We start from the raw sequence: 24215 nt of genomic DNA on the forward strand, positions 1-24215 counted from the left end.
CCCGCACTGCTTCTTTCAGTGAGTGGGACTGTCGTTGCGGCTGGACGAGATCCGTCGCGAGATCCACCGGACCGTGCGGCGTGGAAGATGACGTGTGAACCAGATGAGCAACCGGTATCGGAAACTCGGCAGGGAGATCACCCGTCCGCGACGCACGTCGCGCAGACTCGTCTCGACGACTGTCCGGGCGTCGAGCCAGAGGAAGTCCGGAATGCTCGACGACCGGATTCCGGCCCGCGTGTGGAACTCCGTGCGGACCCAGCCCGGACAGAGTGCCGTCACGGTGACGCCCGTTCCGTGGAGCTCGTTCGCCAGGCTCTCCGTCAGCGAGGTCACGAAGGCCTTGACGGCCGAATAGCTCCCCATCGTGACGAACCCGGCCGTGCTCGAAACATTGACGATCGCACCGTGCCCGCGCTCGCGCATGGCCCGCCCGGCGGTGCCGGCGAGCACCAGCACCGCGCGCCCCATGACCTCGATCGCCCGGTCGTGCGGAGCGGTGTCGGCCGAGGTCATCGCCGCGTGCACACCGAAACCGGCGTTGTTCACCAGCATGTCCACCGGACGGGCGGGGTCCTCCAGCCGGGCGGCGACACGCTCGACGTCGGCACGATCGGACAGGTCGGCGGGCAGCACCTCGACAGCACGGCCCCGGGATCCGAGCTCGGCCGCCATCCGGCCGAGCCGCTCCCTGTCGCGCGCCACCAGGACAAGGTCCCAGCCACGGTCCGCCAGCATGCGGGCGAACTCCGCTCCGATACCCGATGTGGCACCGGTGACCAGGGCGACCCGTATGCGGCTCAGCACAGTTTCCTGTGCCATCTGATCGCCACGGTCGTGCGGCAGCCGATGGCTGAGTTCTCGCGCATGACACACCTTTCGTCTCTCGGCTCATTCCGATAGACCGGGCACGCATTCGTCTTGTGACACGAGACTCCGCCGCCACGCGGAGCCAAGTCAGGTGTCACACATGCGCCGGTTGCCCGGTCTCTCGTGACGGCCCCGACGGCTCATCGCACGATCCGGGGCCTCTGCAGAGTCACCCCCGCTCCCGCGCCAGAAAGTCCGTGCATGAACTCGAAAAACGACACGACGACCGCGCCGCCCGATTCAGCGGGCTTCGACGTGCGTGAGTTCGCCCGTACGGCACACGGCAACCACCGCGGAACGCTCGACCTCGATTCGCTCGCCGACGAGCCGCTCGACGCCGAATCCGTCCGGCTCGTCCGCGCGTTGCGCGACATGGAACGTACGACGCTGCACCGGGTGCGCGACCTGCTCGTCACGGCGACACACAAGGACGCCCGGGTCACCGCGTTCCTCACCACGTGGATGTTCGAGAAGTTCTGGATCGCCGACGCCCTCGACGCAGTCCTGGACGCCTCACCCGCCGCCCGCGACCTCCCTGCGAGCGCCGGTCCGGCACGGCGGGTATGGGCGGAGCGCCGCGAGCGCCGTGGCCCGGTCCTGCGTTCCCTCGCAGCCAACTTCACCGGTACGCAGATCGTGGCCGAGCACGTGACGACGGGCCTCGTGGACGAGTGGATCACGCAGGCGGCCTATCGGCGTCTCGCCGGCGTGTCCTGCGCGATGGCGTCGATCATCGACCCCGTGGTGGAGATCAAGCACCGCCACATCCGCTTCCTCGCCGCGGAGGCGGAGCGGCGACTCGGGTACTCGGCCCGCGCCCGGCGCATCACCAACCGAGCCCTGCGGCACAGCGCCTGGCCGCTCGGCTCGGTCGACCGAGCCGAGCACGAACGCACCTTCTTCGAACGTCATGTCTTCGGCGACCAGAGCGGACGAGCCGAGGCGCGCCGTATCCGCGCGATGGTCGCCGCGCTCCCCGGCATCCGTCCCGGTGTCGCATCCACCGTGGAATCGAGGCTCCTTCCGTGACATCGCACACCGCGAAGACCGAACTCGGCACTGCGCACATCCTGCTGACCGGCGCGACCGGCTTCGTCGGCCAGGCCGTGCTCGAGCGGCTGCTCACCGATCACCCGGCCACCCACGTCTGGCTCCTCGTGCGCGGGAAGGGCAGTCAGACCGGGCAGGACCGGCTCCGGCAGCTGCTGCGCAAACCCGTGTTCGCGCGCTGGCGGGACGCCGTGGGCGCCGAAGAGGCCGAGCGCATCGTCCGTGAGCGGATCACCGTGCTCGACGGCAGCATGACCGGCATTCCCGAGCTGCCCTCCCACCTCGACGTCGTCATCCACTCGGCGTCGACCGTCTCGTTCGACCCGCCCATCCACGAGGCGTTCGACACCAACGTCAACGGCGCCGTAAGCCTCTACGAGGCCCTGCTCGCGTCCGGATCCGACCCGCACGTCGTCCATGTGTCGACCTGTTACGTCGGGGGACTCCGGCGCGGTGTGGTGCCCGAGGCCAAGCTGGAGCACGACGTCGACTGGCACACCGAGTGGACCTTGGCGGCGCAGGCGCACGAGCGCACCGAACTCGCCTCGCGGGAGCCGGCGATGCTCGAGCCGTTCATGTCCCGCGCCCGCGGCGACCACGGAAAGGAGGGCCCGATCGCGGCGGCCCGCGCGAGCGAGAACGCGCGGCGCGAGTGGGTGCGTTCCCAACTCGTCGCCGCCGGCCGGCGGCGTGCGCAGAGTCTGGGGTGGACGGACGTCTACACGCTGACGAAGGCACTCGCCGAACGCGCCGCGGAAGACCTCTGGGGCGAGGCCGGACACCGGCTCTCGGTGGTCCGGCCCGCGATCATCGAGAGCGCCCTCCAGCATCCGTTCCCCGGCTGGATCGACGGCTTCAAGGTCGCCGATCCGCTGATCTTCGCCTACGGCCGCGGCGAGTTGCCGGACTTCCCGGGACTGCCCGACTCGATCCTCGATGTCATCCCCGTCGACTTCGTCGTCAACGCCATTCTCGCCGTGGCGGCCAACCCGGCCCCCGCCGACGAGCCGAGGTACTTCCACATCGCCTCGGGCGCGTCGAATCCGCTGCCCTTCCACCGCATGTACGAGAACGTACGCGACTACTACACGCAGCACCCGGTGCCCAAGGGCGACGGCTTCGTCGAAGTGCCGGCCTGGAAGTTCGCGGGCGAGCGCAAGTTCGACCGAGGCCTTCTGCTGGCGCGGAAGAAGGCCGACCTGTGGGACGCCGCGCTGCGGCTGATGCCGAACGACGAACGCAAGCGCGCTCTCGCGACCAGGAACGCCAAGCTGCGCGCCGGCATCGCCACCCTCGGCAACTTCATCGACCTCTACCGCGCGTACGCGCAGACCGAGATCGTCTTCGACGACCGCAACACCCGCGCGCTGAACGCCGCCCTTCCGGCCGAGGTGCGCGAGGACCGCGGCTTCGACGTGGAGCGGATCGACTGGGAGGAGTACCTGCAGAAGGTGCACCTGCCCGCCATCGGCGAGCTGACGGCGGCCTACCGTCGGCGCAAGGCCGCGGCCGCCCGGCCGGCGCACGCCCGCGCGCAACGCGAACTGCCGCGGCGCACCGACGTGGTCGCCGTCTTCGACCTCGAACGGACCGTCGTCGACTCCAACATCGTCGAGCAGTACCTCTGGGTGCGCACCGCGGGCTTCCGCAAGGCGGCCTGGCCGAAGGAGGTGGCGGACCTGCTCGCCTCGCTGCCCGGCTACCTCCGCGCGGAGCGGCGGGACCGCGGTGAGTTCATCCGCGCCTTCCTGCGCCGCTACCGCGGCATGCCCATCGCCCGTCTGGAGGAGGTCGTACGGCGCGGCTACGCCGACACGATGCTGCGGCACACGAGCGCGGACGCCCTGGCGCGTATCCGTGAGCACCGAGCGGCAGGTCACCGTACGGTCCTGGTCACCGGCTCCATCGGCCTGCTCGCCGCTCCGCTCGCCGGCCTGTTCGACGAGGTCGTCGGGAGCTCCATGCACGTGCGGGACGGTGTGCTCACCGGCTACCTCGCGAAGCCGCCGCTCGTCGACGAGGCGAGGGCCGCGTGGCTGCAGCGTTACGCGGAGACGGGCGGCTACGACCTCGCGGCCTCCTACGGCTACGGCGACAGCCACTCCGACCTGCCGTGGCTGTCGCTGCTGGGCAGGCCCTCGGCGATCAACCCCGACGTCGGACTGGCCCGCGAGGCGCACAAGAGGGACTGGGCCATCCACCGCTGGAAGAGCGGCGGTTCGGGTGTGCGCCGCGACGTCATGGCGGCACGGGCGACGATCCCGACGCGCACCGACGAGAAGAGCGGCTGATGGCTTTCGACATAGACAAGTACACGAAGAACTCCACCGGTGTGCAGTGGGCCGACCTCGACTTCGACGAGTTCGAGCGCGACCCGCTGCCCGAGGAGACGCTGCGCACGCTGCGCTACATGTGCGACATCGAGTACCACACGGTCTGCTACCTGCGTGATCTGCTGACGACCCCGTCCCACGACGAGCCCGCGGTGGGCGCCTTCATGACGATGTGGAACCGCGAGGAGTTCTGGCACGGCGAAGCGCTCGCGGCCGTGCTGGAGCGGCACGGCCTCCGAGTCGACTTCGACGAGCTCAAGGCGACCCGTCTGAAGCTCGGCTGGAGGGACCGCCTGGGGACGGTGAAGCAGACGGTGATGGGCCGTCTGGTCGGACACGACTTCGTCGCCGTGCACATGGCGTGGGGAGCGGCGAACGAGTGGTCGGCGACAGCGGCGTACCACCGGCTCGCCGCGCTGGAGAGCCACCCGGTCCTGGTACCGCTGCTGAGGCGGATCGCGCAGCAGGAGACGAAGCACGTCGCCTTCTACGCATCGCAGGCGCGTGACCGGCTCGCGGCCAGCAAGAAGGCCCGCGTGATCGCTCGGCTGGCGCTGGAGAAGGCCTGGGGCCCGGTCGGCTCGGGCATCATGCCCGAGGCCGAGGTCACACACGTCATGACGCACCTCTTCGCGGGCTCCGAGGGCCGCAAACTCATCCGCGACATCGACGCGCACATTGCGAAGCTGCCGGGCATGGAGGGGCTGCACATAGTCGAGGACGCCATGGACGAGCGCGGCATCGCCTCCTGATGCTTTTGCCGAAGCGGCTTCAGCGCGCTGGGGCGTCCTGGCGGTGCAGCGGGCGTCCGACGAGCGAGTCGAGGATGTCGCGAGCGGCGATCAGGCCGTCGATCGCCGCGTCGATCCGGCGGCGCTCCTGCGCCAGGCCGTCGATGAGTTCCGGGCAGCTCCCGGCCAGGACGACCGTGTCGTCGACGACGCAGGGGAGGATCTCCGCGACGGCGGCTGTGCCGAGACCCGCGGAGAGCAGGATCTGGATGCGCTGCACGGTGGTGACGGTGCGTTCGTCGTAGTCGCGGTAGCCGTTCGGCAGGCGCGTCGGGGTGAGCAGTCGCTGCTCTTCGTAGTAGCGCAGGGAGCGCTGGCTCACGCCGGTGCGTCGTGAGAGTTCACCGATCCTCATGGGGGAGAGTCCAGCAGCACTTGACCTTGACGTCAATGTAAGGGTTTAGCGTTCGGCGCATGGTCTCAACCCTTCATGAGAACACTCGCCGCACACCCGTGACCGTCCTCGGTCTCGGCCCGATGGGCCGCGCCCTGGCCTCTGCCTTCCTCGATGCCCGCCACCCGGTGACGGTGTGGAACCGCACGCCGGGAAAGGCCGGAGACCTTCCCGGCCGGGGTGCGGTGGTCGCCGGCTCGGTCCAGGGCGCGGTGCGGGCCGGACACGTGGTCATTGTCTGTCTCATCGACTACGACGCGGTGCGGGCCACGCTCGAACACGCGCCGGCGGACTGGGAAGACCGGCGGCTGGTCAACCTCACCAGCGGAGAACCGGCGCAAGCCCGCCGGATGTCGCAGTGGGCCGCCGCCCGCGGGATCGACTACCTCGACGGCGCCGTCCTGACCCCGACCCCGGCGATCGGCACCCCGGCCGGCGCCGTCCTCCTCAGCGGCTCCCGCCACGTCTACGAGGCCGTTCAGGAGACGATGGCCGCCGTCGGCGGTACCGCGACGCATGTCGGCGACGATCCCGGCCGGGCCTCCGCCTACGAGATCGCGCTGCTGGACATCTTCGCCACCTCGGTCAACGGCATCGTGCACGCCTTCGCGCTCGCCTCCGCCGAGGGAATCGAACCGGAGCGGTTCGCCGCCTTCGCCGCCGGCATCGGCGGATTCCTCCCGGAGATGATCACGCGGTTCGCCGAGCAGATCCGGACGGGCCACTACCCGGGAGACCGGTCCACGATCGCCTCCGCGGCGTCCGGGATCACTCACATCATCAGCACTGCCGCCGGCCACGGCATCGATGTGGGGATGCTCACCGCGGCGAAGACCACCATCGACCAGGCCGTCGCGGACGGCTACGGGCCACAGGGACTGGCACGGCTGACGACCGTCCTCCGCGCTCCGGCACGGGCGAGGGCGTAGCACGGCCGCATCGGCTCCACCCGTTCGCCGTAGGCAAGTTCGCCCTCGCCCGCCGGTTGGCGGGCGAGGGCGGAGAACATCACGCGGTCCGGACCCGAGTGGCGCGGCCGGGTGCCGAGCCGACAGCGCGGCACCGCGTTTTCGTGGCCTCGTACGGATCAGCTGGCGCGGGCCGCGGTGGTGATGAGCCTGGCCACGGCACCGGGATGGGAGACCAGCGAGAGGTGCGAGGAGTTGATCTCCGTCACCTTGGCGTGTGCGACCTGTGCTGCCGCCTCCTGCGCGGCCGCCGGAATGATCTTGTCCTGTCGCCCGATCAGAGCCCACGAGGGGATCGTCTTCCACGCCGGGTCACCCGACGGCTGGTTGACCGCGGAAGCTGCCAGCGGGCGCTGGGTCGCAATGATCCGGTTCTGCTGTTCGGCGGACAGATCCTGGGCGAACGAGGCGCGCACGACCTGCGGCCTGAGGTACAGGTCCGCGTCCCCGTCCGATGCGCCGGGGAAGGGGACGAGGTTGAACACCGTCGTCGGATCCTGCACGATCACCCCCGAACCGGGCTCGGAGGCGGCTATCTTCCCCGCCGACTCCCCCTTCGCGGGAATGAAGGCGTCGATGTACACAAGCGCCTTCACATGGGTGTTGCCGAGGGCGGCGTTCGTGATGACCATGCCGCCGTAGGAGTGGCCGACCAGTACCACCGGGCCCTGGATCGTCTTGAGGTAGTCGGCCAGGTAGGCGGCATCGCTGCTCACACCACGCAGGGGGTTCGGCGGGGCGACGACGCGGTAACCCCGGCTCCTCAGCCGGGTGATGACGCCGTTCCAGCTCGATCCGTCGGCCCAGGCGCCGTGCACGAGTACGACGGTCGGCTTGCCCGCGGCGGCGGACCGGGTGGCCGAGGCCGACGAGCCCGGCGAGGTGGAGGCGCTGGCCGGATCGACCGCGGTGACGAGGAGAGCGGCTCCGACGCTCGTCGCAGCCAGGACGGCGAGCGGAGTGCGGGTGCGGCGGTAGAGAGAACGCCGGTTCATGAAAAGCCCTTTCGAGGCACAGATTGAATTTCTGCCGTTCCCGGAGAGCCGGAACGGCGTTTGTTGCTACAGCGCGCTGCGGGGGTGGCTCCGGCCTCGCGCCAGGAGCCACCCCCGCGGGGGGCCTACTTCTGCTGTTCGAGCCAGTCGGAGAACCGGGTCTCGGCGATGTGCGCGTCAGGACCGGGCACGAGGGTGGTGTCCTCCAACCCGGCACCGGAGTACGGGGCGCTCGGGTCCGTGACGACCGTGCGGGCGTCGTCCTTGTCGGCGAGCACCTGACGGATGAGTTCGTCCAGCTGGAACACGTCGGGGCCGGCGACCTCCAGCACGCCGTTGACCGGGGTGCCGACGGCAGTGCGGCCGACGGCCGCCGCCACGTCGTCGGAGTAGATGGGCTGGAACTTGACGGGGGCCAGACGCACGGTGTCGCCCTCGGTGGAGATGTCCGCGATCCCGCTCACGAACTCGAAGAACTGCGTGGCGTGGACGATGGAGTACGGGATGTCGGAGGCCTTGATCAGCTCTTCCTGCGCCTGCTTGGCCCGGAAGTAACCGCTCTCCTGGAGACGGTCGGTGCCGACCACGGACAGCGCCACGTGGTGCGTCACGCCGGCGTCCGCCTCGGCCTTCAGGAGGTTGGCGGTCGAGGACTGGAAGAAGTTCATGACGTCCTCGTCGACCCACGAGGGGGAGTTGGACACGTCGACCACGACCGACGCGCCCTGCAGGGCCTCGGCCAGTCCTTCGCCGGTCAGGGTGTTGACACCGGTGTTGGGCGAGGCCGCGACCGCTTCGTGCCCGTACTCGTTGAGCTTGCCGACCAGCTTCGAGCCGATCAGTCCGGTTCCGCCGATCACTACGACCTTCATAGTGGTGCCCTTTCGTAGGTTTTCATGGTGCGGCGCGCGACTGCGACGAGTTCCTCGTCGGCGCCGAAGGAATTTCGGTCTGCACTAGGAGAGACCGGACAACAGATCTGTCTGTGACAGGAGTTCGCAAGGTCGAGAAAATGCCTCGCGGCGTTGTGCGAAGTTATTCGGCGAGCTTTCCGTCGGTCGAGACCTCTGCCATGAGAGAGGAAATCTCGTCGGGGACGGCCGGAATGCTCTCGCGGGTGATACCCGTCGTCGGCGACCACACAAGGTTGACCTGCTGAGCGGGGTCCAGGTCGGGGTAGTCGCTGCGGTTGTGGCAGCCGCGGGTCTCACGACGCTCAAGGGCTGCTTCGAGGGTGGCCCGGGCCGACAGGGCCGCGGACTTGAGATCAAAGGCGTGTGCGAGATCCTGGAAGCCGGCGATGTCCGGGTGCACACCGACGTCCTCCATCCGCTTCTCGATCGCCGCGAGTTCCGCGAGCCCGGTGCGCAGGCCTTCTTCGTCGCGTACGACTCCGGCGTGCTCCGTCATGGTGTTGCGGATGGCGCGCTGCAGGGCGCGGACGTTCTCCGGTCCGTCGGCCTCCAGGAGATCGTCGATCTCCGAACGGGCCTGAGCGACAGCCGACGCCGACCGCGGCTGGGCGGTCAGGGACTGCGAGTAGGCGGCGGCCGCCTGCCCCGTGATGCGGCCGAAGACCAGCAGTTCGATCAGACTGTTCCCGCCCAGGCGATTGGCGCCGTGCAGGCCGCTCGACGCCTCACCGATGGCGTACAGGCCGCGCACGTCGGTGCTGTGGTCCTCGTGGCGTACCCACACCCCGCCCATCGAATAGTGCGCGGTGGGCGCGATCTCGATCGGGTCGCGGGTGATGTCCAGCATCTGCAGATCGAGCAGGGTCTGGTAGACGCGGGGGAGACGCGTCATGATCGTCTGCCGGGGCAGATGGGAGACGTCGAGCCACACTCCGCCCTTCGGCGTCCCGCGGCCCTCCTTGATCTCCGTGTACGAGGCCAGGGCCACGCGGTCACGGGTGGACAACTCCATGCGCGCGGGGTCGTAGCGGTTCATGAACCGCTCGCCGAGCGCGTTGCGCAGGATGCCGCCCTCGCCGCGCGCGGCCTCGCTGACCAGGGTGCCGGCCGCGTTCTCGGGCTCGATGATCCCGGAGGGATGGAACTGCACCAGTTCGGGGTCGCGCAGGCGGGCTCCGGCGTCCACGGCCAGACGGAACGAGTCGCCTGTGTTCTCGTCGCGCCGAGAGGAGGTTCGCCGCCAGATGCGGGTGTGGCCGCCGGCGGCGAGAATGACGGCGTCGGCATGGATCAAGTACCGCGTCCCGTGCGTGAGATCGAAGCCGTAGGCACCGAAGACGGCGCCGTCGTGGACCAGCAGCCGGGTGATGTAGACGCCGTCGAGCACCGGAACTTTCAGCTGGTTCGCGCGCCGGATCAGCGTGCGCTGGATCTCCAGTCCGGTGTAGTCGCCGGCGAACGCGGTCCGCCGGAACTTGTGTGCGCCGAAGAAGCGCTGGGAGATACGGCCGTCCTCCTCCCGGGCGAAGGCCATGCCGTAGCGTTCCAGGTCGCCGATGCCCCGAGCGGCGCCCTGGGTGACGATCTCCACGGTGCGGGGATCGGCGAGCAGATAGCTCTCCTTGAGGGTGTCGGCCGCGTGCTGCTGCCAGCTGTCCTCGGGATCCATGGTGCCGAGGGCGGCGTTGATTCCTCCGGCGGCAAGCGCCGTGTGGGCGTCCTCCTTGGGGCGCTTGCCGACCGCGAGGACATCGACACCGGCCTCTGCCAGCTCGATCGCTGCTCGCAGCCCGGCACCTCCGGTTCCGATCACCAGCACCGAGGTGGAAAGACGTTGTTCGGCGATAGCCACGATCTACTCCGATCGCTGAGGGATTGTCACTCAGTACGACCGGGATGTCCCGGAATCTGTGACACCATTCGTGGCCGCTCCCGGCGCTGGTGGCGTGCGCCCGCATCGGCATGGGCGAGCCGTCGTGTGCCGCCATGAGGCACACGACGGCTGGGGGAACGACGTACGGCCGGACATGCGGCCGATGCCGTCGGCTACGAGGCCAGCCTGATAGTTGTCGGCGTTCCCCGTAGCGCCATCTTCGTGTAGGGGCACAGCGAATCGGCCTTCTCCACGAGGGGAGCGGCCACGACTGGATCGATGTCCGGCCACTCGACCCTGAGGTCGACGTGCAACAGGTAGCCGCCGTCTTCCGGGTCCCGCCCGAAAGCCACGGTCGCCTCCACGGAGATCGTCGCGGGGTCGAGCGCGGCCTGCCGCGCGACCAGACTCAGTGCGCCGTGGAAACAGGCGGCAAAGCCTGCGGCGAACAGCTGCTCGGGATTCGTTCCCTGGCCGTCTCCGCCCAGCTCCGGAGGCATGCGCAGATCGAGGTCCAGGACCCCGTCGCCCGAGCGTGCCCTTCCCGAGGCCCGCCCGTGACTCGCCGTACCCCCGCTCACCGTCACGGTCGTGGTGTAGATCGGGGCGAAGGTCTTTCCCTCGAAGTCCTTGTCGATGGACAGATCGGGCAGCCGGGTCCACTCGGTCACGGCATGACTCCGTCGGCGTCGCAGGACACGGCCGGGCGCCGAGCCGAAGCCGACATGGCCAAGCTCGCCTCCGTCGGACTCTCTGCGTGACGCGGCCTCTTCCTGCCGGGCCGCCAAGCGATATCGGACTCCGGGTCATGGGCGGAGCCCAGCGGACCGGTAACGTCGAATGCCATGTTCGGTGCACCTTCGCGTAGGGAGGGTTTCCAGCTGCTGACAGTCAGTTGACCGGCATGTGCCCGCCGTTGTGACAGCCGCCGGCCGCAGCCGGTCGCGCATGGGTGCGGCGAGCATCGATCAAGCTCCGTGCAGGTGAACGCCCAGCCGGGGCCGTCGACCGCTTCGATGATCATGGTGATCGATGCGGTCGACGGCCCCGGGGCCTGGTGCGGATGCGTTCGAGCAAACCCATGGGGCGCCCATATAGTGGCTTATGTCTCACTTCGTACGTACTACCGGCGGAAGGGCATGTCATGAAGTTCGCGGTCATCGGCGGTACGGGACTGATCGGCTCGCAAGTCGTCAAGAAGTTGAACGCCGCCGGGCACGAGGCGGTACCGCACTCGCAGTCCACAGGAGTCGACGTCATCAGCGGTCAGGGGCTCGACGAGGCGGTGGCGGGTGCCGACGTCGTCATCAACCTGACGAACTCCCCGACCTTCGACGACGCCTCCCCCGCCTTCTTCCAGACCTCGATGGACAACCTCCTGGCCGCGGCCGACAAGGCCGGCGTCGGCCACTTCGTCATCCTCTCGATCGTCGGCACGGACCAGGTCCCGGAGTTGGACTACTACCGCGCCAAGGCCCTTCAGGAGAAGATCCTCGCGGCAGGACCGATGCCCTACTCGATCGTCCGAGCCACACAGTTCATGGACTTCATGGACGCGGTGCTGTCCTGGACGGCCGACGAGGACACCGTCCGGCTGCCCGCCACGCCCATCCAGCCCATCGCCTCCAAGGACGTGGCGGACGCGGTGGCGGAGGTCGCCGCGGGCACCCCGCTGAACGGGATCCGCAACATCGCCGGCCCCGAGATCTTCACCCTGGACGAGGTGGGGCGGATCACCCTGTCCCACAAGGGCGACCACCGGACCGTCGTCATCGACCCCACCGCCGGTATGTTCGCCGTCGTCAAGGGCGACGTCCTGACGGACAAGAACGCCCACCTCGCCCCCACCCGCTACACCGACTGGCTCTCCTGACCCGCGTCCTCCCGCGGAGCGGACGTGCTCCGCGGGAAACCGGCCGGTGCGAGCCGGCGGCAGGTCAGTCGGTGGGCCGCGGGGCGCGCAGGTGGGCCCGCTTCTCCAGTTCCTCGTCGTCGACCAGCGTGAGCATGGGCTGGCCCGGCGCGCACATCATGAACACGATGTACTTGGCCGGCACGTCCGACGAGGCATTGCCGTTCTGGTAGTGGATCACCTCACCGCCCGGCTCCCAGAACGTCTCACCGGCCTTGATCACGTGCTCCGGCTCGCCTTCGAGCTCCCACCGGACCGCGCCCTCGAGTACGTAGCCGAAGCACGGCCCGGAGTGGCGGTGCGGGGGAGTCCCGGGGTCACCGGGTGCCCACTCGACGAGGACGGTCATTCCCGAGGCGCCCTCCGGAATGAAAGGCGGCTTGATGTCCGCGAGCATCTTGGGCCCGAAGCCGCCCTCTGAGTGCATTTCGTGCATTGTGCTACTCCTCCGTAGATCTGCCCGGAGCAGACCATCTCGCGTCGGAGATCCCGGGCTCACAACAACTTGCTTTACAGCGAAGACAAAGCTCGGCCCGCGTCCGTGACACACTCCGTGCCTTCTGTCTCGCATACAGTCGGTCCCATATCACCCTGCTCCCTGCCGGCGGCCCCCACAATTCGGCCGGCCGCGGCATCGGGAACGCCGGGCACCGTGGCAATCGCGGCGGAACGTCGTCACGGTGCCGGACGTGAGGCATCACCGTGGAGGGTGTCGGTGCGTGTGCACGCCCGACCACGCCGGCTCAGCCGAACATGCCGACCTTGTAGCCGCCGGCCGGCTGCTGGGTGATGATGTTGATGCGGTTGTAGGCGTTGATGACGGCGATGAGGGTGGTCAGCGCGGCGAGCTGGTCCTCGTCGAAGTGCTGGGCGGCGTTCGCCCAGGCCTCGTCGGTGACACCACCGGCCGCGTCCGCGACGCGGGTGCCCTGCTCGGCCAGCTCCAGCGCGGCGCGCTCGGCCTCGGTGAAGACCGTCGCCTCCCGCCAGGCGGCGATCAGGTTGAGCCGCACCGAGGTCTCCCCGGCGTGGGCGGCCTCTTTGGTGTGCATGTCGGTGCAGAAGCCGCAGCCGTTGATCTGGCTGGCGCGAACCTCCACCAGGTACTGAATGGTGGCCGGCAGCGTCGAGCCCGACAGCTCCTTGCTGGCCGAGAGCAGGTGCTTCAGCACCTTGCCCGCGAAGGGATTGCCGTAGTAGTTGAGGCGTGCATCCATTGGCGCTCCTAGCAGAATTGCTGGTACGCACTGCTGACCGGACAGCCCGGCAAGGTGTGACACCAAGGCCTGTGTGACGTGGGTCTCCAGCGCCGATCGGCGCGGTGTCGAGGGCGGTCACAAAAGTGGCACGAGCGCGGTCCTAGGTGCTGTGAGCGGCCGGCTTCACCCCGCCGCCACCCGCGCACCCCACATGCTGTGACCGAAAGGCTGCCATGAGTGATCCGTCCCGGCCCGCCGAGTTCTCCGCGACGAGCGAACTCGACCAACTACCCGACCGGGACGCCGAGGAAACCGCCGAATGGCAGGCGTCGCTCGATGCCGTCGTGCGGAACGCGGGGCCGGACCGGGCGGTGTACCTGCTGCGGCGTGTGCACGAGTACGCGGCCAGGTCCGGGCTCGCCCTGCCAGGGCTCCTGTCCTCGGACTACATCAACACGATCCCGACCTCGGCGCAGCCCGACTTCCCCGGCGACATCGCCGTGGAATCCAGGATCACCGCCCTGAACCGGTGGAACGCGGCAGCGATGGTGACCCGCGGCTCCCGCCTGGGGCTCGGCGGCCACATAGCCACCTACGCTTCGGCGGCATGGCTCTACGAGGTCGGGTTCAATCACTTCTTCCAGGGCAAGGACGGGGACGGCTCAGGCGATCAGCTGTATGTGCAGGGCCATGCCTCGCCCGGCATCTATGCCCGCGCGTTCCTGGAAGGGCGCCTCGACGAGAAGCAGTTGGACGGTTTCCGGCGTGAGGCCGGCGGCCATGGACTGCCGTCCTACCCGCACCCCCGCCGGCTGCCGTGGCTGTGGGAGTTTCCCACCGTTTCCATGGGACTCGGTCCGCTCGCCGCCATCTACCAGGCTCGGTTCAACCGCTACCTGCACGCGCGCGGCATCAAGGACACATCCGGGTCCCGTGTATGGGCCTTCCTCGGGGACGGGGAAATGGACGAGCCCGAAGCGATGGCCGCGCTGGCGCTCGCCGCCCGCGAGGGGCTCGACAATCTCACCTTCGTGATCAACTGCAACCTGCAGCGCCTGGACGGCCCGGACCGGCCGAACTCCAAGATCGTTCAGGAGCTGGAGGGCCGGTTCCGCGGAGCGGGCTGGAACGTGGTGAAGTCCCTCTGGGGCGAGGCTTGGGACCAGGTGCTGCGACAGGACACCACCGGGGCCCTCGTCCACCGCCTCGGCGAGGTTCCCGACGCCCAGATGCAGACGTACGCCGCGCGGGACGCCGCCTACACACGCAAGGACTTCTTCACCGGCGATGCGCTCTCCGGCGTCGCCGCCCGGCTCGGCGACGCCCAGCTCACCGATCTGTTCGAGAACTCGCGCGGCGGGCACGAACCCCTCAAGGTGTATGCCGCCTACCGGGCCGCGGTGGAGCACCATGGAGCGCCGACCGTCGTCCTCGCCCAGACGGTGAAGGGACACACGCTGGGTACGGGCTTCGAGTCCCGCAACGCCAATCACCAGATGAAGAAGCTGACCACGGCGCAGTTCCGTGACATGCGTGACCTGCTCGAACTTCCCATCCCTGACAGCGCGTTGAACGGCGAGCTGGTGCCGTACTGGCACCCCGGCGAGAATTCGGAAGAGGTGCGGTACCTGCGCGACCGGCGTACGGCCCTGGGAGGCCCCGCCCCGGTACGCAAGGTGGTCGCCAAGCCGCTGCAGCAGCCCCCGGCCGCCCCCTTCGAGGCCCTGGAGAAGGGCTTCGGCAAGCAGGAGGTGGCCACCACCATGGCTCTTGTGCGACTGGTCAAGGATCTGATGCGCGTCGAGGAGACGGGGCGGCGCTGGGTGCCGATCATTCCCGACGAGGCCCGCACGTTCGGTATGGAGTCCCTGTTCCCGACGGCCGGGATCTACTCACCGCACGGCCAGACCTACGAACCCGTCGACGCGGATCAGCTGCTCTACTACCGCGAAGCCAAGAACGGTCAGCTCATCGACGAGGGGATCACCGAGGCCGGATCGATGGCCGAGTTCACCGCCGCGGCGACCTCGTACGCCACGCACGGCGAACCCATGATCCCCTTCTACATCTTCTACGCCATGTTCGGTTTCCAGCGAACCGGTGACCAGTTCTGGGCCTTGGCGGACCAGATGGGGCGCGGTTTCGTCATCGGGGCGACGGCCGGCCGTACGACGATGACCGGCGAGGGACTGCAGCACGCCGACGGGCACTCCCACCTGCTGGCATCCGCGAATCCGGCCGCGGTGAGTTACGACCCTGCCTTCGCGTACGAGATCGCCGTGATCGTCAGGGAAGGGCTGCGGCGGATGTACGGCGACCGGCCCGAAGACGTCTTCTATTACCTGACGGTCTACAACGAGCCCAGGCGGCAGCCCGCCATGCCCACCGAGCCGGCGGTCGAGGACGGGATCCTGCGGGGCATGTACCGGTTCCGGCAGGCGGAGCCACGCGGTGCGGGACCGCGGATGCAGCTACTGGCTTCCGGCACGGCGATCCACTGGGTGCTGGAGGCCCAGGAGGTGCTCATGTCCCAGTGGGGAGTCCAGGCCGACGTGTGGTCGGTGACCTCCTGGACGGAGCTGCGCCGCGACGCCCTGAACGCCGACAGCGCCCGGCTTCGGGGGGAGGAGCGCGTCCCGTATGTGACGGCTGCGCTGTCGGGCGCCCCAGGTCCCGTCCTGGCGGTCAGCGACTGGATGCGGCAGGTGCCCGACCAGATCAGCCAGTGGGTCGAGCAGGAGTACACATCGCTGGGAACGGACGGCTTCGGACTCTCGGACACCCGTGATGCCGTACGCCGCTATTTCCATGTGGACGCCGAGTCGATCGTCGTAGCCGCCCTTGGCCAGTTGGCGCGGACCGGTGCGATCGCCCCGGAGACGGTTGCCCAGGCCCGCGACCGCTACGGCCGGCAGGGGTGAGCGTCGTCGAGGGCCTGGCGCTGCGGAAGTGAACCGTCGACGAACGTGACCGTCTCGTCGAGCGGTGCCCGGCCCGTACGTGTGTAGGGCACTGCGGAGTCCTCGAACCCGATCGACATGCCGCAGAAGAGGATGAGGCCGTCCGGGGGCGACAGGACCTCCGCGACGGTCCTGCGATAGACCGACCACGCCATCTGCGGGCAGCTGTGCAGGCCTTCGGCGCGGAGCAGCAGCATCACGGTTTGCAGGTACATCCCTACGTCGGACCACTGGGGCCGGCCCAGACCGCGGTCGATGTAGCAGAACAGGGCGGCGGGCGCGCCGAAGCAGGTCCAGTTCTCGGAAGCGGCCCTCTGGCGCGCCTCCCAGTCCTCGCGTGCGATGCCGAGTGCGCTGTAGCGCTCCGCACCGAAGGCGGAGCGGCGCTCGCGGTACGGGGACCGCAGTGTGGCCGGGTACATCTCATACTCCCGCTCGTCCCAGGGATCGCATGCGGTCACGCGCCTGCCCGCGAGTTCCTTGAGTTCGGCCAGCGGTCGGCCGGTCAGCACGTAGCTGTGCCAGGGCTGCAGGTTGGACCCGGACGGCGCCCACGCCGCAGCGGACAGCACCCGCTCCAGTACCTCCCTCGGGACCGGCCGGTCGGTGAATCCGCGCACGGCCCTTCGGCTGGTGACTGCCTCGTAGACGTCCAAGATCACCAATCTCCTCGTCGGCTCTACATGCCCACCCCTTCACGATCGGGTGACTACAAAATATGACAAAGTGCGCAAAACGGTGAACGAGCGGCCCTCTGGATGTCAGGGGCCAGGCGTGGCCGGTTGACCCGATACCGGCGAGCCGCTCTCCGGAAGGTGATCCTCCGCCCACAGGAACAGCACGGCCAGGGGGATGAGGAAGGCGTTGCCGTGCGGAGAGAGTGCGTAACGCGTTCGCGACGACTGCCCGGGCCGGACGTCCTGGGCGACCAGGTCGATCGCGGTCAGTTCCCGGAGGCGCTGGGCGAGCATGCGGCTGCTGATACCGGGGACGCTCTCGCGGATCTGCGCGAAGTCGGCCGGGCCTTTGGCCAGAGCCATGAGGATCAGGCCGTTCCAGTCCTTGCTGAGCAGGGCGAAGGCCCGAGTGATGGCCGGAGAGCTGTCAGCCGACTGCGGATGCTGTGGGGTGGTCATGGTGTGTGTCCGCTCCGGCACGGCGAGAGGCATCGCGGTGCAGCGCCTTTCGCCGTACGTCGTGGTCCTGGTCGTGGTCGTCTCAGGAGTCGGCCCGCGCGTCTGCCGGACCGCGTCCCGGGTGGCGGTGCGGCCCCGTGGAGGGGGGTGCACCTCTGTCATGTCGACTCATGCGGACGGCCGTGGCCTCGGTGAGCGGCTCGCCCGCGCAGGGCGCTCGCCGGCAGCCATCAGCCGTCACCGTCGTGGCGACGGGCGTGGGCGTGGGCGTGCGCATGACGCGGAACCGGCGAAGCGGCGCCGGATTCCGGCAAGGCCGGGAGCAGCTCCCCGGAAGCCGTCGGATTGGTCGTCGCGCCGCGAGCTCCCCTGGGTTCCCGCATGACCCAGTGGCCGAACATGACTGCGGTGATCCCGATGACGCTCCACAGAACGAGGACGGCAAGGTGGCCGTCGCCGGCGTTGCCGTCGAAGTACGTGGTGTCGCGAAGCAGGCTGGCTCCGGCGCCGGGGGGCAGCCACTGGCCGATGTGGTCCACGCCCTTGGGGAGCAGCTCCGGGGCGGAGGTGGCGCCGGAGAAGGCGTTCCCGACGAAGACCATGAGCGCGGCGCTGAGCCCGAGGCCCGCCGGCCCGAGAAGTCGGATCACGCCGGCGGCGGTGGCGCTGATGGAGAACAGGTCGAGAGCCAGGATCGCCCACGTGGCCACGTGATGGTGGGGCAGCGCCCCGAGGAAACCCTGGGCCACGAGATAGATGCCCAGGGCCGCGACGGCGCATGCGACGAGAAGGGTCAGCACTCGGTGCCGCGGGCGCGCCAGGCCGCGAGCCATCGTGACGAACGCCCCGATCATGATGCCGCAGATCGTGAGCGGGAAGACCGCCGAGCTGAACACCGCACCCCGGGGGTCCGCCGCCGCGACGGGCACCACGTCGACCGTCGTCGCGAGGAGCTTCACCGAGGGGTCGGTACCGGCGGCTCCCTGCCCGGCGGCCTTCTGCTGGGCAGCGCCCTGCTTGTGCGTCTTCGCCGGGGAGTGTGCACCGGCCTTCAGTTGGGCGGCCTTCGCCTGGGCGGCGATCTGCTGGGTGGCCTTGGCGGCCAGCTGCTGTCCGACATCGGTCAGGACCTGGGCCACGGAGGGGCTGGCGGCGGTGGCCTTCAGCACGGTGATGCCGTGGCCGGAGATGGCGAAAGCACCGTAGACATCCCGGTTCCTGATCGCCGACCGCGCGGCCTGCTGGTCCGGATAGAGGTGGAAGTCGAACGCGCCGGGTTTCGCACGGGTCAGTCCCTCCACCGCGTGCTGGCTGGCCGCCCCGGTGCCGACGATCCCGACCGGGACGTCACGCGGCGCGATCCGCCCCGCGGGCCAGGCGAACGCCAGCACCGCCAGAGTGATCACTATGGGTAGCGCCACTGCGGCAATGACTACCTCCCGCCATGCGCGGTGTCCTGACAAGGGGTTCCTCACAACCCACCCTCTCGTAAAAAGGAATGACCGTTTTCTTGGCTGCCAGTCTGGGCTTCCGCACGGGCAGACGTCAACACGAATGTTCGTTTTCTTTGCTAGGCTGATCTCATGCCCAAGGTCTCCCAGCAGCACATGGACGCCCGCCGCGAGCAGATCCTGGACGCGGCGCGCCGTTGTTTCCTCCGTGACGGTTTCCACTCCACGTCCATGCAGGACCTCTTCGCGGAGTCGGGGTTGTCCGCGGGGGCGGTGTACCGGCACTTCACCAGCAAGGACGAGATGATCCTCGCGATCGCCGAGGAGAACATGAGCGATGTCCTCGACATCACCCTCACCGTCGCCACAGACCGCCAGGGTCAGTCCATGGGGGCGGTCATGGCGGATCTGCTGGACGTGATCCGGGTCAAGTCCGTCGAGGAGGACGTGGCCGGCCTCGCGGTTCTGGTCTGGGGAGAGGCCATGCGCAATCCGTCGCTGGCACGCAAGCTCGACCATCTCATTGGCCGTATACGCGCCAATCTGGTCACCTTGGTCGCAGACCATCAGGAGCGCGGCGGTCTGCCTGCAGACGTTACGGCTGAGGCGATCGCTTCGACGTTGCTGTCCATCCTTCCCGGCTACATCCTCCAGGTGGCTCTGCTCGATCCGGCTGTTGTGGCCGAGGTGCCCGACGCGGTGCGGGCGTTGTGGCCGGGGCCGGCCGGCAGGTGATGCCCGGGTGCCCCAGGGCTGAGCGGACACACGGCGAAGGCGGGCATGCCGGCACTTTTGTTTCAAGCGATACCGTATCGGATGAATGGACGACCGGTAATCTGGATCTGTGACTGCCGATGTTCCTCACCCAGCCGGCGCCTCGCGTGCGACGGACCGCCCCGGGGATGCCTCGCCTTTCGCCCTCGGCCTGTTGTTGCGGCGGGCGCACTGGCGTGCGGCGGGGGTGATGACGGAGGCGCTGCGTCCGCTCGGTGTCGAGTTGCGGCATTTCGCGGTGCTGCTGGTGCTGGTCGACCGGGGGCCGACGGTGCAGCGGGATCTGGCGGCGGCGACGGGGTCGGACAAGGCGGGGATCATGCGGGTCGTGGACGACCTGGAGCGTAGGGGGCTGGCGGTGCGCAGGGCGGTTCCGGGGGACCGTCGGGTGCGGGCGGTGGAGATCACCCCTGAGGGTGTCGAGCTCTTCGATGCGGCTCATGTGGCGGCGCAGCCGCTGGCCGAAAGCATGGTTGCCGAACTGGGGCCCGGTGAGCTTGAGCAGCTGACGAGGCTGCTGACCCGGTTCGCCCACCCTGCGGAGGACGAGGCGTAGGGCGAGTTCCGGGCCGGACCGCCGGCCGGTTCCCCGTCGCCGACCGGGTGTCGCCGCCCTGACAAGGCGTCAGACGAGCACCGGCAGATCGTCCTCGCCGTCCGGCTCCTGGACACCGCCCCGCCCGGCCCGGGCCGCGAGCAGCGTGTCCGCGGCCGCTATGGCCTCAAGCACGTTCCGGGTGCCCATCGTGATGCACAGGGTGTAACTCACGTCCTCGAGCTCGCGTACCCTTTCCCGCCCTCCGCTCTCGGCGAGCGCGATCTGCAGGGACGCGTACCGGGTAAGCAGCCTTCTCACGACCTTCGGATCCGGAACGACAAGCACAGTCGGGCCCTCCCCCTCAACGTTCGAGTCACACCGTTGCCTTGAGTGAGACCGGATACTCCCGACTTCTGTGACGGGACCGGCTGTCCCGCTCCGCCACCGCGGCCGTGTCACACCGTCCTGGTCCGTCCGGTCTATCTGGTGTCGAACAACAAATAGAGGGACCGATGCGCGAGATTCTGATTGTCGGCGGGGGCTACGCGGGTTTCTACACTGCTTGGCGCCTTGAGAAGAAGCTGCGTAAGGGCGAGGCACGGGTCACGGTTGTCGACCCGCGTCCTTACATGACGTACCAGCCCTTTCTGCCGGAGGTGACGGCCGGATCGGTCGAGGCACGTCACGCTGCCGTGTCGTTGCGGCGGCACCTGCGCAGAACCCGGCTGATCGCGGGAAAGGTGACCGAGATCCGCCACGCCGACCGGACGGTGTCCGTCCGAGCCGAGGGCGGAGCGGACTACGAACTTCAATACGACACCCTTGTGGTCACCGCAGGTGCCGTGACCCGCACCTTCCCCGTACCCGGGCTGGCGGAGCAGGCGATAGGGCTGAAGCATGTGGAAGAGGCGGTGGCTATTCGCGACCGGCTCATGACGGCGTTCGATCAGGCGGCGTCGCTGCCGCCAGGTGCCGAGCGACAGCGGCTGCTCACCGTCACGTTCGTGGGCGGCGGCTTCTCCGGCGTCGAGGGATTCGGTGAACTGCTGTCGCTGGCGACCGCGATGGTCAAGTTCTACCCGGAACTCAGCTTCGACGATGTGTCGTTCCACCTGGTCGAGGCCCGAGGCCGGATCCTGCCCGAGGTGGGAGACAAGCCCGGTGCCTGGGTGGTGCGCTCTCTGGAAGAGCGTGGTGCGCACGTCCACCTGAACACGCAGCTGCTCTCCGCCGAGAACGGCCATGTCGTGCTGTCCAACGGAACGGAATTCGATTCCGAACTCATCGTCTGGGCTGCCGGGAACGCTTCGAATCCGGTCGTGCACAACCACACGGACCTGCCCGTCGACGAGCGGGGGCTGATCGTGGTGCGGCCCGATCTGCGCGTGGGCACCGACAGCGATCCCGTGCCGGACGCGTGGGCGGCCGGAGACGACGCGGCCGTTCCCGACCTCGCTTCTTCCGTACCCGGCGCCCGTACGGTGCCGAACGCCCAGCATGCCGTACGGCAGGGCAAGCGCCTTGCGAAGAACATCGCAGCAAGTCTCCAGGGCGGCAGGATCCGGGACTATCGCCACAGCAGTCTGGGAGTGGTGGCGACGCTGGGGCTCGGACGAGGTGTCTTCCAGTACAAGAAAATCGTCATCAAGGGATTTCCGGCCTGGCTCATGCACCGTGGCTACCACGTACTGGCTGTGCCCAGCTGGGAGCGCAAGGTCCGGGTTCTCGCCGTCTGGCTCACCGCCGCGCTGTGGGGCAGGGATCTCGTCTCCCTTGCCTCTGTCCAGCATCCACGGGAGGCGTTCGTCACGAACGGCAATCCGCAATGACGTCCTGGCCGTATCCCGGGGCGGGCTCCACGTGAAGGGAAAGCCTCTCTCCATGCAGGTCGTTGTGATCGGCGGCGGTGGGTCCATAGGGATCGAGACCGTCGCCGGAGTCAAAGAGCACGGGAATGAGGCCGAGTTGGTCTCCGCTTCGAGTGGCGTCGACATCCTTACGGGAGAAGGCCTGTCCGAGGCCCTCGAGAACTGCTCCGTACTGGTCGACCTGTCCGGGCCTCCCTCACTCGGTGACGGGGTTCTCACCGAGGACTGCGGTCTGGTGATCGATGAGGAGGCTGTCACGCAGACGTTGTGCCGTTCCACGGCCAACCTGCTTTCGGCGGCCGCCGCCGCGGGCGTGAACCACTATGTCGCACTGTCCGTGGTCGGCGTCGATCGGTTGAGGGAGAGCGGATACTTCCGAGCCCTGTATGCCAAGGAGGCCTTGATCAGGCAGTCCCGGATGCCCTACTCGATCATCCGGGCGACCCAGCTTTTCGAGTCCGCCGCTGACATCGCCGAAGCTGCCACAGAAGACTGGATCATCTGGGTGGCGCCCGTCCAGATCCGGCCGGTGTCCAGCGCGGAAGTCGCCACACTTGTGGCTCACACCGCTTCTTCCCGGCCGTTGCTCGGCGTTCGTGAGATCGCCGGCCCCGACGAGCTGCGGCTCGACACGTTCGTCCGGGCCGCCCTCACCGACATCGGGGACCACCGCCGTCTGTTCACCGACGACCGCAGTCCTTACTTCGGCGCCAGAATCCGGCGCCATGATCTCCTGCCCGGCGCCGATGCCTGCATCGCGCCCACTCACTACGACGACCGGCGTGACAGCCGGCCCGTTCCCGGTTCCCGGGATCGTCACAACTGACCTTTCCTGCTTTCCCGTCGGAGGACACCATGGACGCGAGCAAGGAGGCCGAACGCGGCCTCACCGACATCGAGGCGTACCTCTACCGAGAGGCTCATCTGCAAGCGGCGCGTCAGCGCGTGGCCGCTTTCACCGCGCGGGCCCCAGGGCTGACCCGGGAGCAGAAGACGGATATCGAGCGCTGGTATCTCGATGAGCAGCAGTACGTCGCGCGTCAGGTCACGGAGCACATCTCGGACCGCATCAGCCTGGCGGAGGAGCAGCACCATGTGCGCTTCAGACACTGGTTGCGGGGAACGGCGACCGCGATGGCTCTGATCACCGCCGTGATGCTGTGTTTCGCCGTGATGCTGGGAACGTTGAACTGAGCGACCGGCCGCTCACACGGCGGCCCGGTCGTGGCCTGTCGGCACGGGCGGTCATCTCCCCGTGATCCAGCCCAGATGGAGAACCGCCACGTCGTCTGCCAGGCCCCCGTAGGGTGCCGCCCTGGACGCGGCACTGTGGACCAGGGCGTCGATGAACTCCTGCCCCGGCAGGTGTCCGTGCCGCATCGCCAGCCGCAGCAGGCCTTCCTCGCCAAGGCGGGTGGAGGGGGCGGTCTTTGCCTCGATCAGTCCGTCGGTGAAGAGGACCACGCTGTCGCGCGGGGACAGCGAGACATCGGTCCGTGTCCAGTCCTCGTATCCCGGAAACAGGCCCAGGGCGATTCCGGCCCGAGGTTCGATCCAGCGGATTTCCTCGTCGCTGCGCAGTAGAAGTCCTGGGTGCCCGGCGCTCACCACTTCCACGGACAGGCCTCCTGGCGGGAAAACCAGCGACACGGCAGTGGTGTAGGTGTCGTCGTCCGCTCTCTCGTCGACCAGGATCTTCTCCAGGATGCGCAGCCGCTCGAACTGGGTCTTGCCGCAGAGAACGGCGGTCCGCCAGGCCACGCGCAGGTGAACCGCCAGTGCGGCCTCAGCCGCCCCGTGTCCGGAGACGTCTCCCAGGATCACGTGCACGGTCGAGTCCTCGGTCTGCACAACGTCGTAGAAGTCACCGCACAACAGCGCGTGAGCCCGCTCCGGAATATAACGCGCAGCGGCCGAGAAATTGTCTTCACGCAGCGCCGGTGCAGGAAGCAGGCCTCGTTCCAGGGATATGTCTTCCTGGGCGATCACCCCACCCTCGATTCATGTGTGTCGCTCCCGCGGGCCCCTCGCCACTGGGCGTAATCGCCTTTTCGTGCAGCAGCCATGGAAATGCAGACCTCCAGGGTTTGTCATTCGGCAGGAGGCTCCGGAAACCGAGAGGTGCCGGGGCCATGACTGAGACCGACCGCCCGGAGCATCTGTGACACGCAGGGCAGCCGCCCCTCGTG

General features: G+C 68.5%; 23 protein-coding genes and 1 pseudogene. 11 read left to right on the forward strand and 13 right to left on the reverse strand.

Annotated elements, in window-relative coordinates:
• Nucleotides 1-15: 15 nt before the first annotated feature.
• On the reverse strand, nt 16-822 hold the full coding sequence (locus EDD90_RS46700; protein ID WP_260328528.1) for an SDR family oxidoreductase: 807 nt from the start codon (nt 820-822) through the stop codon (nt 16-18).
• A gap of 249 nt (nt 823-1071) precedes the next feature.
• Between EDD90_RS46700 and EDD90_RS46705 the strand changes: the two genes are divergently transcribed.
• Genes EDD90_RS46705 through EDD90_RS46715 form a run of 3 tightly spaced genes read left to right on the forward strand, consistent with a single transcriptional unit; the run spans nt 1072 to nt 5005 of the window.
• Nucleotides 1072-1899 (forward strand): hypothetical protein, encoded by an 828-nt coding sequence (locus EDD90_RS46705; RefSeq protein WP_123979091.1) that lies wholly within the window; start codon nt 1072-1074, stop codon nt 1897-1899.
• Complete coding sequence (locus tag EDD90_RS46710; RefSeq protein ID WP_123979092.1) at nt 1896-4211, forward strand: HAD-IB family phosphatase; 2316 nt, start codon at nt 1896-1898, stop codon at nt 4209-4211. The genes EDD90_RS46705 and EDD90_RS46710 overlap by 4 nt, the downstream gene beginning before the upstream one ends.
• The gene (locus EDD90_RS46715) at nt 4211-5005 is read left to right on the forward strand and encodes a ferritin-like domain-containing protein (protein WP_123979093.1); all 795 of its coding nucleotides are present in this window, start codon (nt 4211-4213) and stop codon (nt 5003-5005) included. Before EDD90_RS46710 ends, EDD90_RS46715 begins: the two co-directional genes overlap by 1 nt.
• 19 nt (nt 5006-5024) lie before the next feature.
• Here the strand turns inward: EDD90_RS46715 and EDD90_RS46720 are convergent, their stop codons facing one another.
• Entirely contained in the window at nt 5025-5399 is a 375-nt protein-coding gene (locus tag EDD90_RS46720) for a MerR family transcriptional regulator (RefSeq protein ID WP_123979094.1), read from the reverse strand.
• Nucleotides 5400-5458: 59 nt separating this feature from the next.
• Here EDD90_RS46720 and EDD90_RS46725 point away from each other — a divergent pair, with 59 nt between their 5' ends.
• Nucleotides 5459-6367, forward strand: coding sequence for an NAD(P)-dependent oxidoreductase (locus EDD90_RS46725; protein ID WP_123979095.1), 909 nt, complete (start codon nt 5459-5461; stop codon nt 6365-6367).
• Between the two features lie 158 nt (nt 6368-6525).
• On the opposite strand, the gene EDD90_RS46730 is transcribed toward EDD90_RS46725, so the two are convergent.
• The 4 genes from EDD90_RS46730 to EDD90_RS46745 all read right to left on the reverse strand — a co-directional run bounded on the left by EDD90_RS46730 (nt 6526) and on the right by EDD90_RS46745 (nt 10790).
• Nucleotides 6526-7401 (reverse strand): alpha/beta fold hydrolase, encoded by an 876-nt coding sequence (locus tag EDD90_RS46730; RefSeq protein ID WP_123979096.1) that lies wholly within the window; start codon nt 7399-7401, stop codon nt 6526-6528.
• A 125-nt stretch (nt 7402-7526) separates the two neighbouring features.
• Nucleotides 7527-8273, reverse strand: a complete 747-nt coding sequence (locus EDD90_RS46735; RefSeq protein ID WP_123979097.1) for an SDR family oxidoreductase — start codon at nt 8271-8273, stop codon at nt 7527-7529.
• A 163-nt stretch (nt 8274-8436) separates the two neighbouring features.
• Complete coding sequence (locus tag EDD90_RS46740; protein WP_123979098.1) at nt 8437-10167, reverse strand: FAD-dependent oxidoreductase; 1731 nt, start codon at nt 10165-10167, stop codon at nt 8437-8439.
• Nucleotides 10168-10361: 194 nt separating this feature from the next.
• Entirely contained in the window at nt 10362-10790 is a 429-nt protein-coding gene (locus EDD90_RS46745; protein WP_260328806.1) for an Ohr family peroxiredoxin, read from the reverse strand.
• 542 nt (nt 10791-11332) lie between these two features.
• On the opposite strand from EDD90_RS46745, the gene EDD90_RS46750 reads away from it, so the two are divergent.
• A complete protein-coding gene (locus EDD90_RS46750) occupies nt 11333-12061 on the forward strand; it encodes an SDR family oxidoreductase (RefSeq protein ID WP_123979100.1) in 729 nt (242 codons plus the stop codon).
• 64 nt (nt 12062-12125) lie between these two features.
• Here the strand turns inward: EDD90_RS46750 and EDD90_RS46755 are convergent, their stop codons facing one another.
• Both EDD90_RS46755 and EDD90_RS46760 read right to left on the reverse strand, forming a co-directional pair.
• Complete coding sequence (locus EDD90_RS46755) at nt 12126-12536, reverse strand: cupin domain-containing protein (protein ID WP_123979101.1); 411 nt, start codon at nt 12534-12536, stop codon at nt 12126-12128.
• Between the two features lie 307 nt (nt 12537-12843).
• The gene (locus EDD90_RS46760) at nt 12844-13317 is read right to left on the reverse strand and encodes a carboxymuconolactone decarboxylase family protein (protein ID WP_123979102.1); all 474 of its coding nucleotides are present in this window, start codon (nt 13315-13317) and stop codon (nt 12844-12846) included.
• Between the two features lie 215 nt (nt 13318-13532).
• On the opposite strand from EDD90_RS46760, the gene aceE reads away from it, so the two are divergent.
• Nucleotides 13533-16220: a pyruvate dehydrogenase (acetyl-transferring), homodimeric type gene (gene aceE, locus EDD90_RS46765; RefSeq protein WP_123979103.1), complete on the forward strand. Its 2688-nt coding sequence runs from the start codon at nt 13533-13535 to the stop codon at nt 16218-16220.
• Here the strand turns inward: aceE and EDD90_RS46770 are convergent.
• From EDD90_RS46770 to EDD90_RS46780, 3 genes are all read right to left on the reverse strand, one after another.
• Nucleotides 16202-16915 (reverse strand): nitroreductase, encoded by a 714-nt coding sequence (locus EDD90_RS46770; protein WP_123979104.1) that lies wholly within the window; start codon nt 16913-16915, stop codon nt 16202-16204. The genes aceE and EDD90_RS46770 overlap by 19 nt on opposite strands.
• 105 nt (nt 16916-17020) lie before the next feature.
• Complete coding sequence (locus tag EDD90_RS46775; protein WP_123979105.1) at nt 17021-17557, reverse strand: helix-turn-helix domain-containing protein; 537 nt, start codon at nt 17555-17557, stop codon at nt 17021-17023.
• Nucleotides 17558-17625: 68 nt separating this feature from the next.
• Complete coding sequence (locus tag EDD90_RS46780; protein ID WP_123979106.1) at nt 17626-18816, reverse strand: ABC transporter permease; 1191 nt, start codon at nt 18814-18816, stop codon at nt 17626-17628.
• A 162-nt stretch (nt 18817-18978) separates the two neighbouring features.
• On the opposite strand from EDD90_RS46780, the gene EDD90_RS46785 reads away from it, so the two are divergent.
• Together EDD90_RS46785 and EDD90_RS46790 are read left to right on the forward strand one after the other, a co-directional pair.
• Nucleotides 18979-19581, forward strand: coding sequence for a TetR/AcrR family transcriptional regulator (locus EDD90_RS46785; protein ID WP_123979107.1), 603 nt, complete (start codon nt 18979-18981; stop codon nt 19579-19581).
• A 109-nt stretch (nt 19582-19690) separates the two neighbouring features.
• Entirely contained in the window at nt 19691-20176 is a 486-nt protein-coding gene (locus EDD90_RS46790) for a MarR family winged helix-turn-helix transcriptional regulator (protein WP_123979108.1), read from the forward strand.
• Between the two features lie 69 nt (nt 20177-20245).
• Here EDD90_RS46790 and EDD90_RS46795 read toward each other — a convergent pair whose 3' ends face one another.
• A complete protein-coding gene (locus EDD90_RS46795; protein WP_123979109.1) occupies nt 20246-20503 on the reverse strand; it encodes a DUF5133 domain-containing protein in 258 nt (85 codons plus the stop codon).
• A gap of 167 nt (nt 20504-20670) precedes the next feature.
• Between EDD90_RS46795 and EDD90_RS46800 the strand changes: the two genes are divergently transcribed.
• From EDD90_RS46800 to EDD90_RS46810, 3 genes are read left to right on the forward strand one after another with little or no spacing between them, the layout of a single operon-like run.
• On the forward strand, nt 20671-21987 hold the full coding sequence (locus EDD90_RS46800) for an NAD(P)/FAD-dependent oxidoreductase (RefSeq protein WP_123979110.1): 1317 nt from the start codon (nt 20671-20673) through the stop codon (nt 21985-21987).
• Nucleotides 21988-22039: 52 nt separating this feature from the next.
• A complete protein-coding gene (locus EDD90_RS46805) occupies nt 22040-22852 on the forward strand; it encodes an SDR family oxidoreductase (protein ID WP_123979111.1) in 813 nt (270 codons plus the stop codon).
• 29 nt (nt 22853-22881) lie between these two features.
• Nucleotides 22882-23220, forward strand: coding sequence for a hypothetical protein (locus EDD90_RS46810; protein WP_123979112.1), 339 nt, complete (start codon nt 22882-22884; stop codon nt 23218-23220).
• A gap of 51 nt (nt 23221-23271) precedes the next feature.
• On the opposite strand, the pseudogene EDD90_RS46815 reads toward EDD90_RS46810, so the two are convergent.
• Nucleotides 23272-24015 (reverse strand): annotated as a pseudogene (locus EDD90_RS46815) (PP2C family protein-serine/threonine phosphatase); the annotation flags it as partial.
• Nucleotides 24016-24215: the final 200 nt, after the last annotated feature.

It is taken from the genome of Streptomyces sp. Ag109_O5-1, assembly GCF_003814875.1.
Classification (GTDB): Bacteria; Actinomycetota; Actinomycetes; order Streptomycetales; family Streptomycetaceae; genus Streptomyces; species Streptomyces sasae.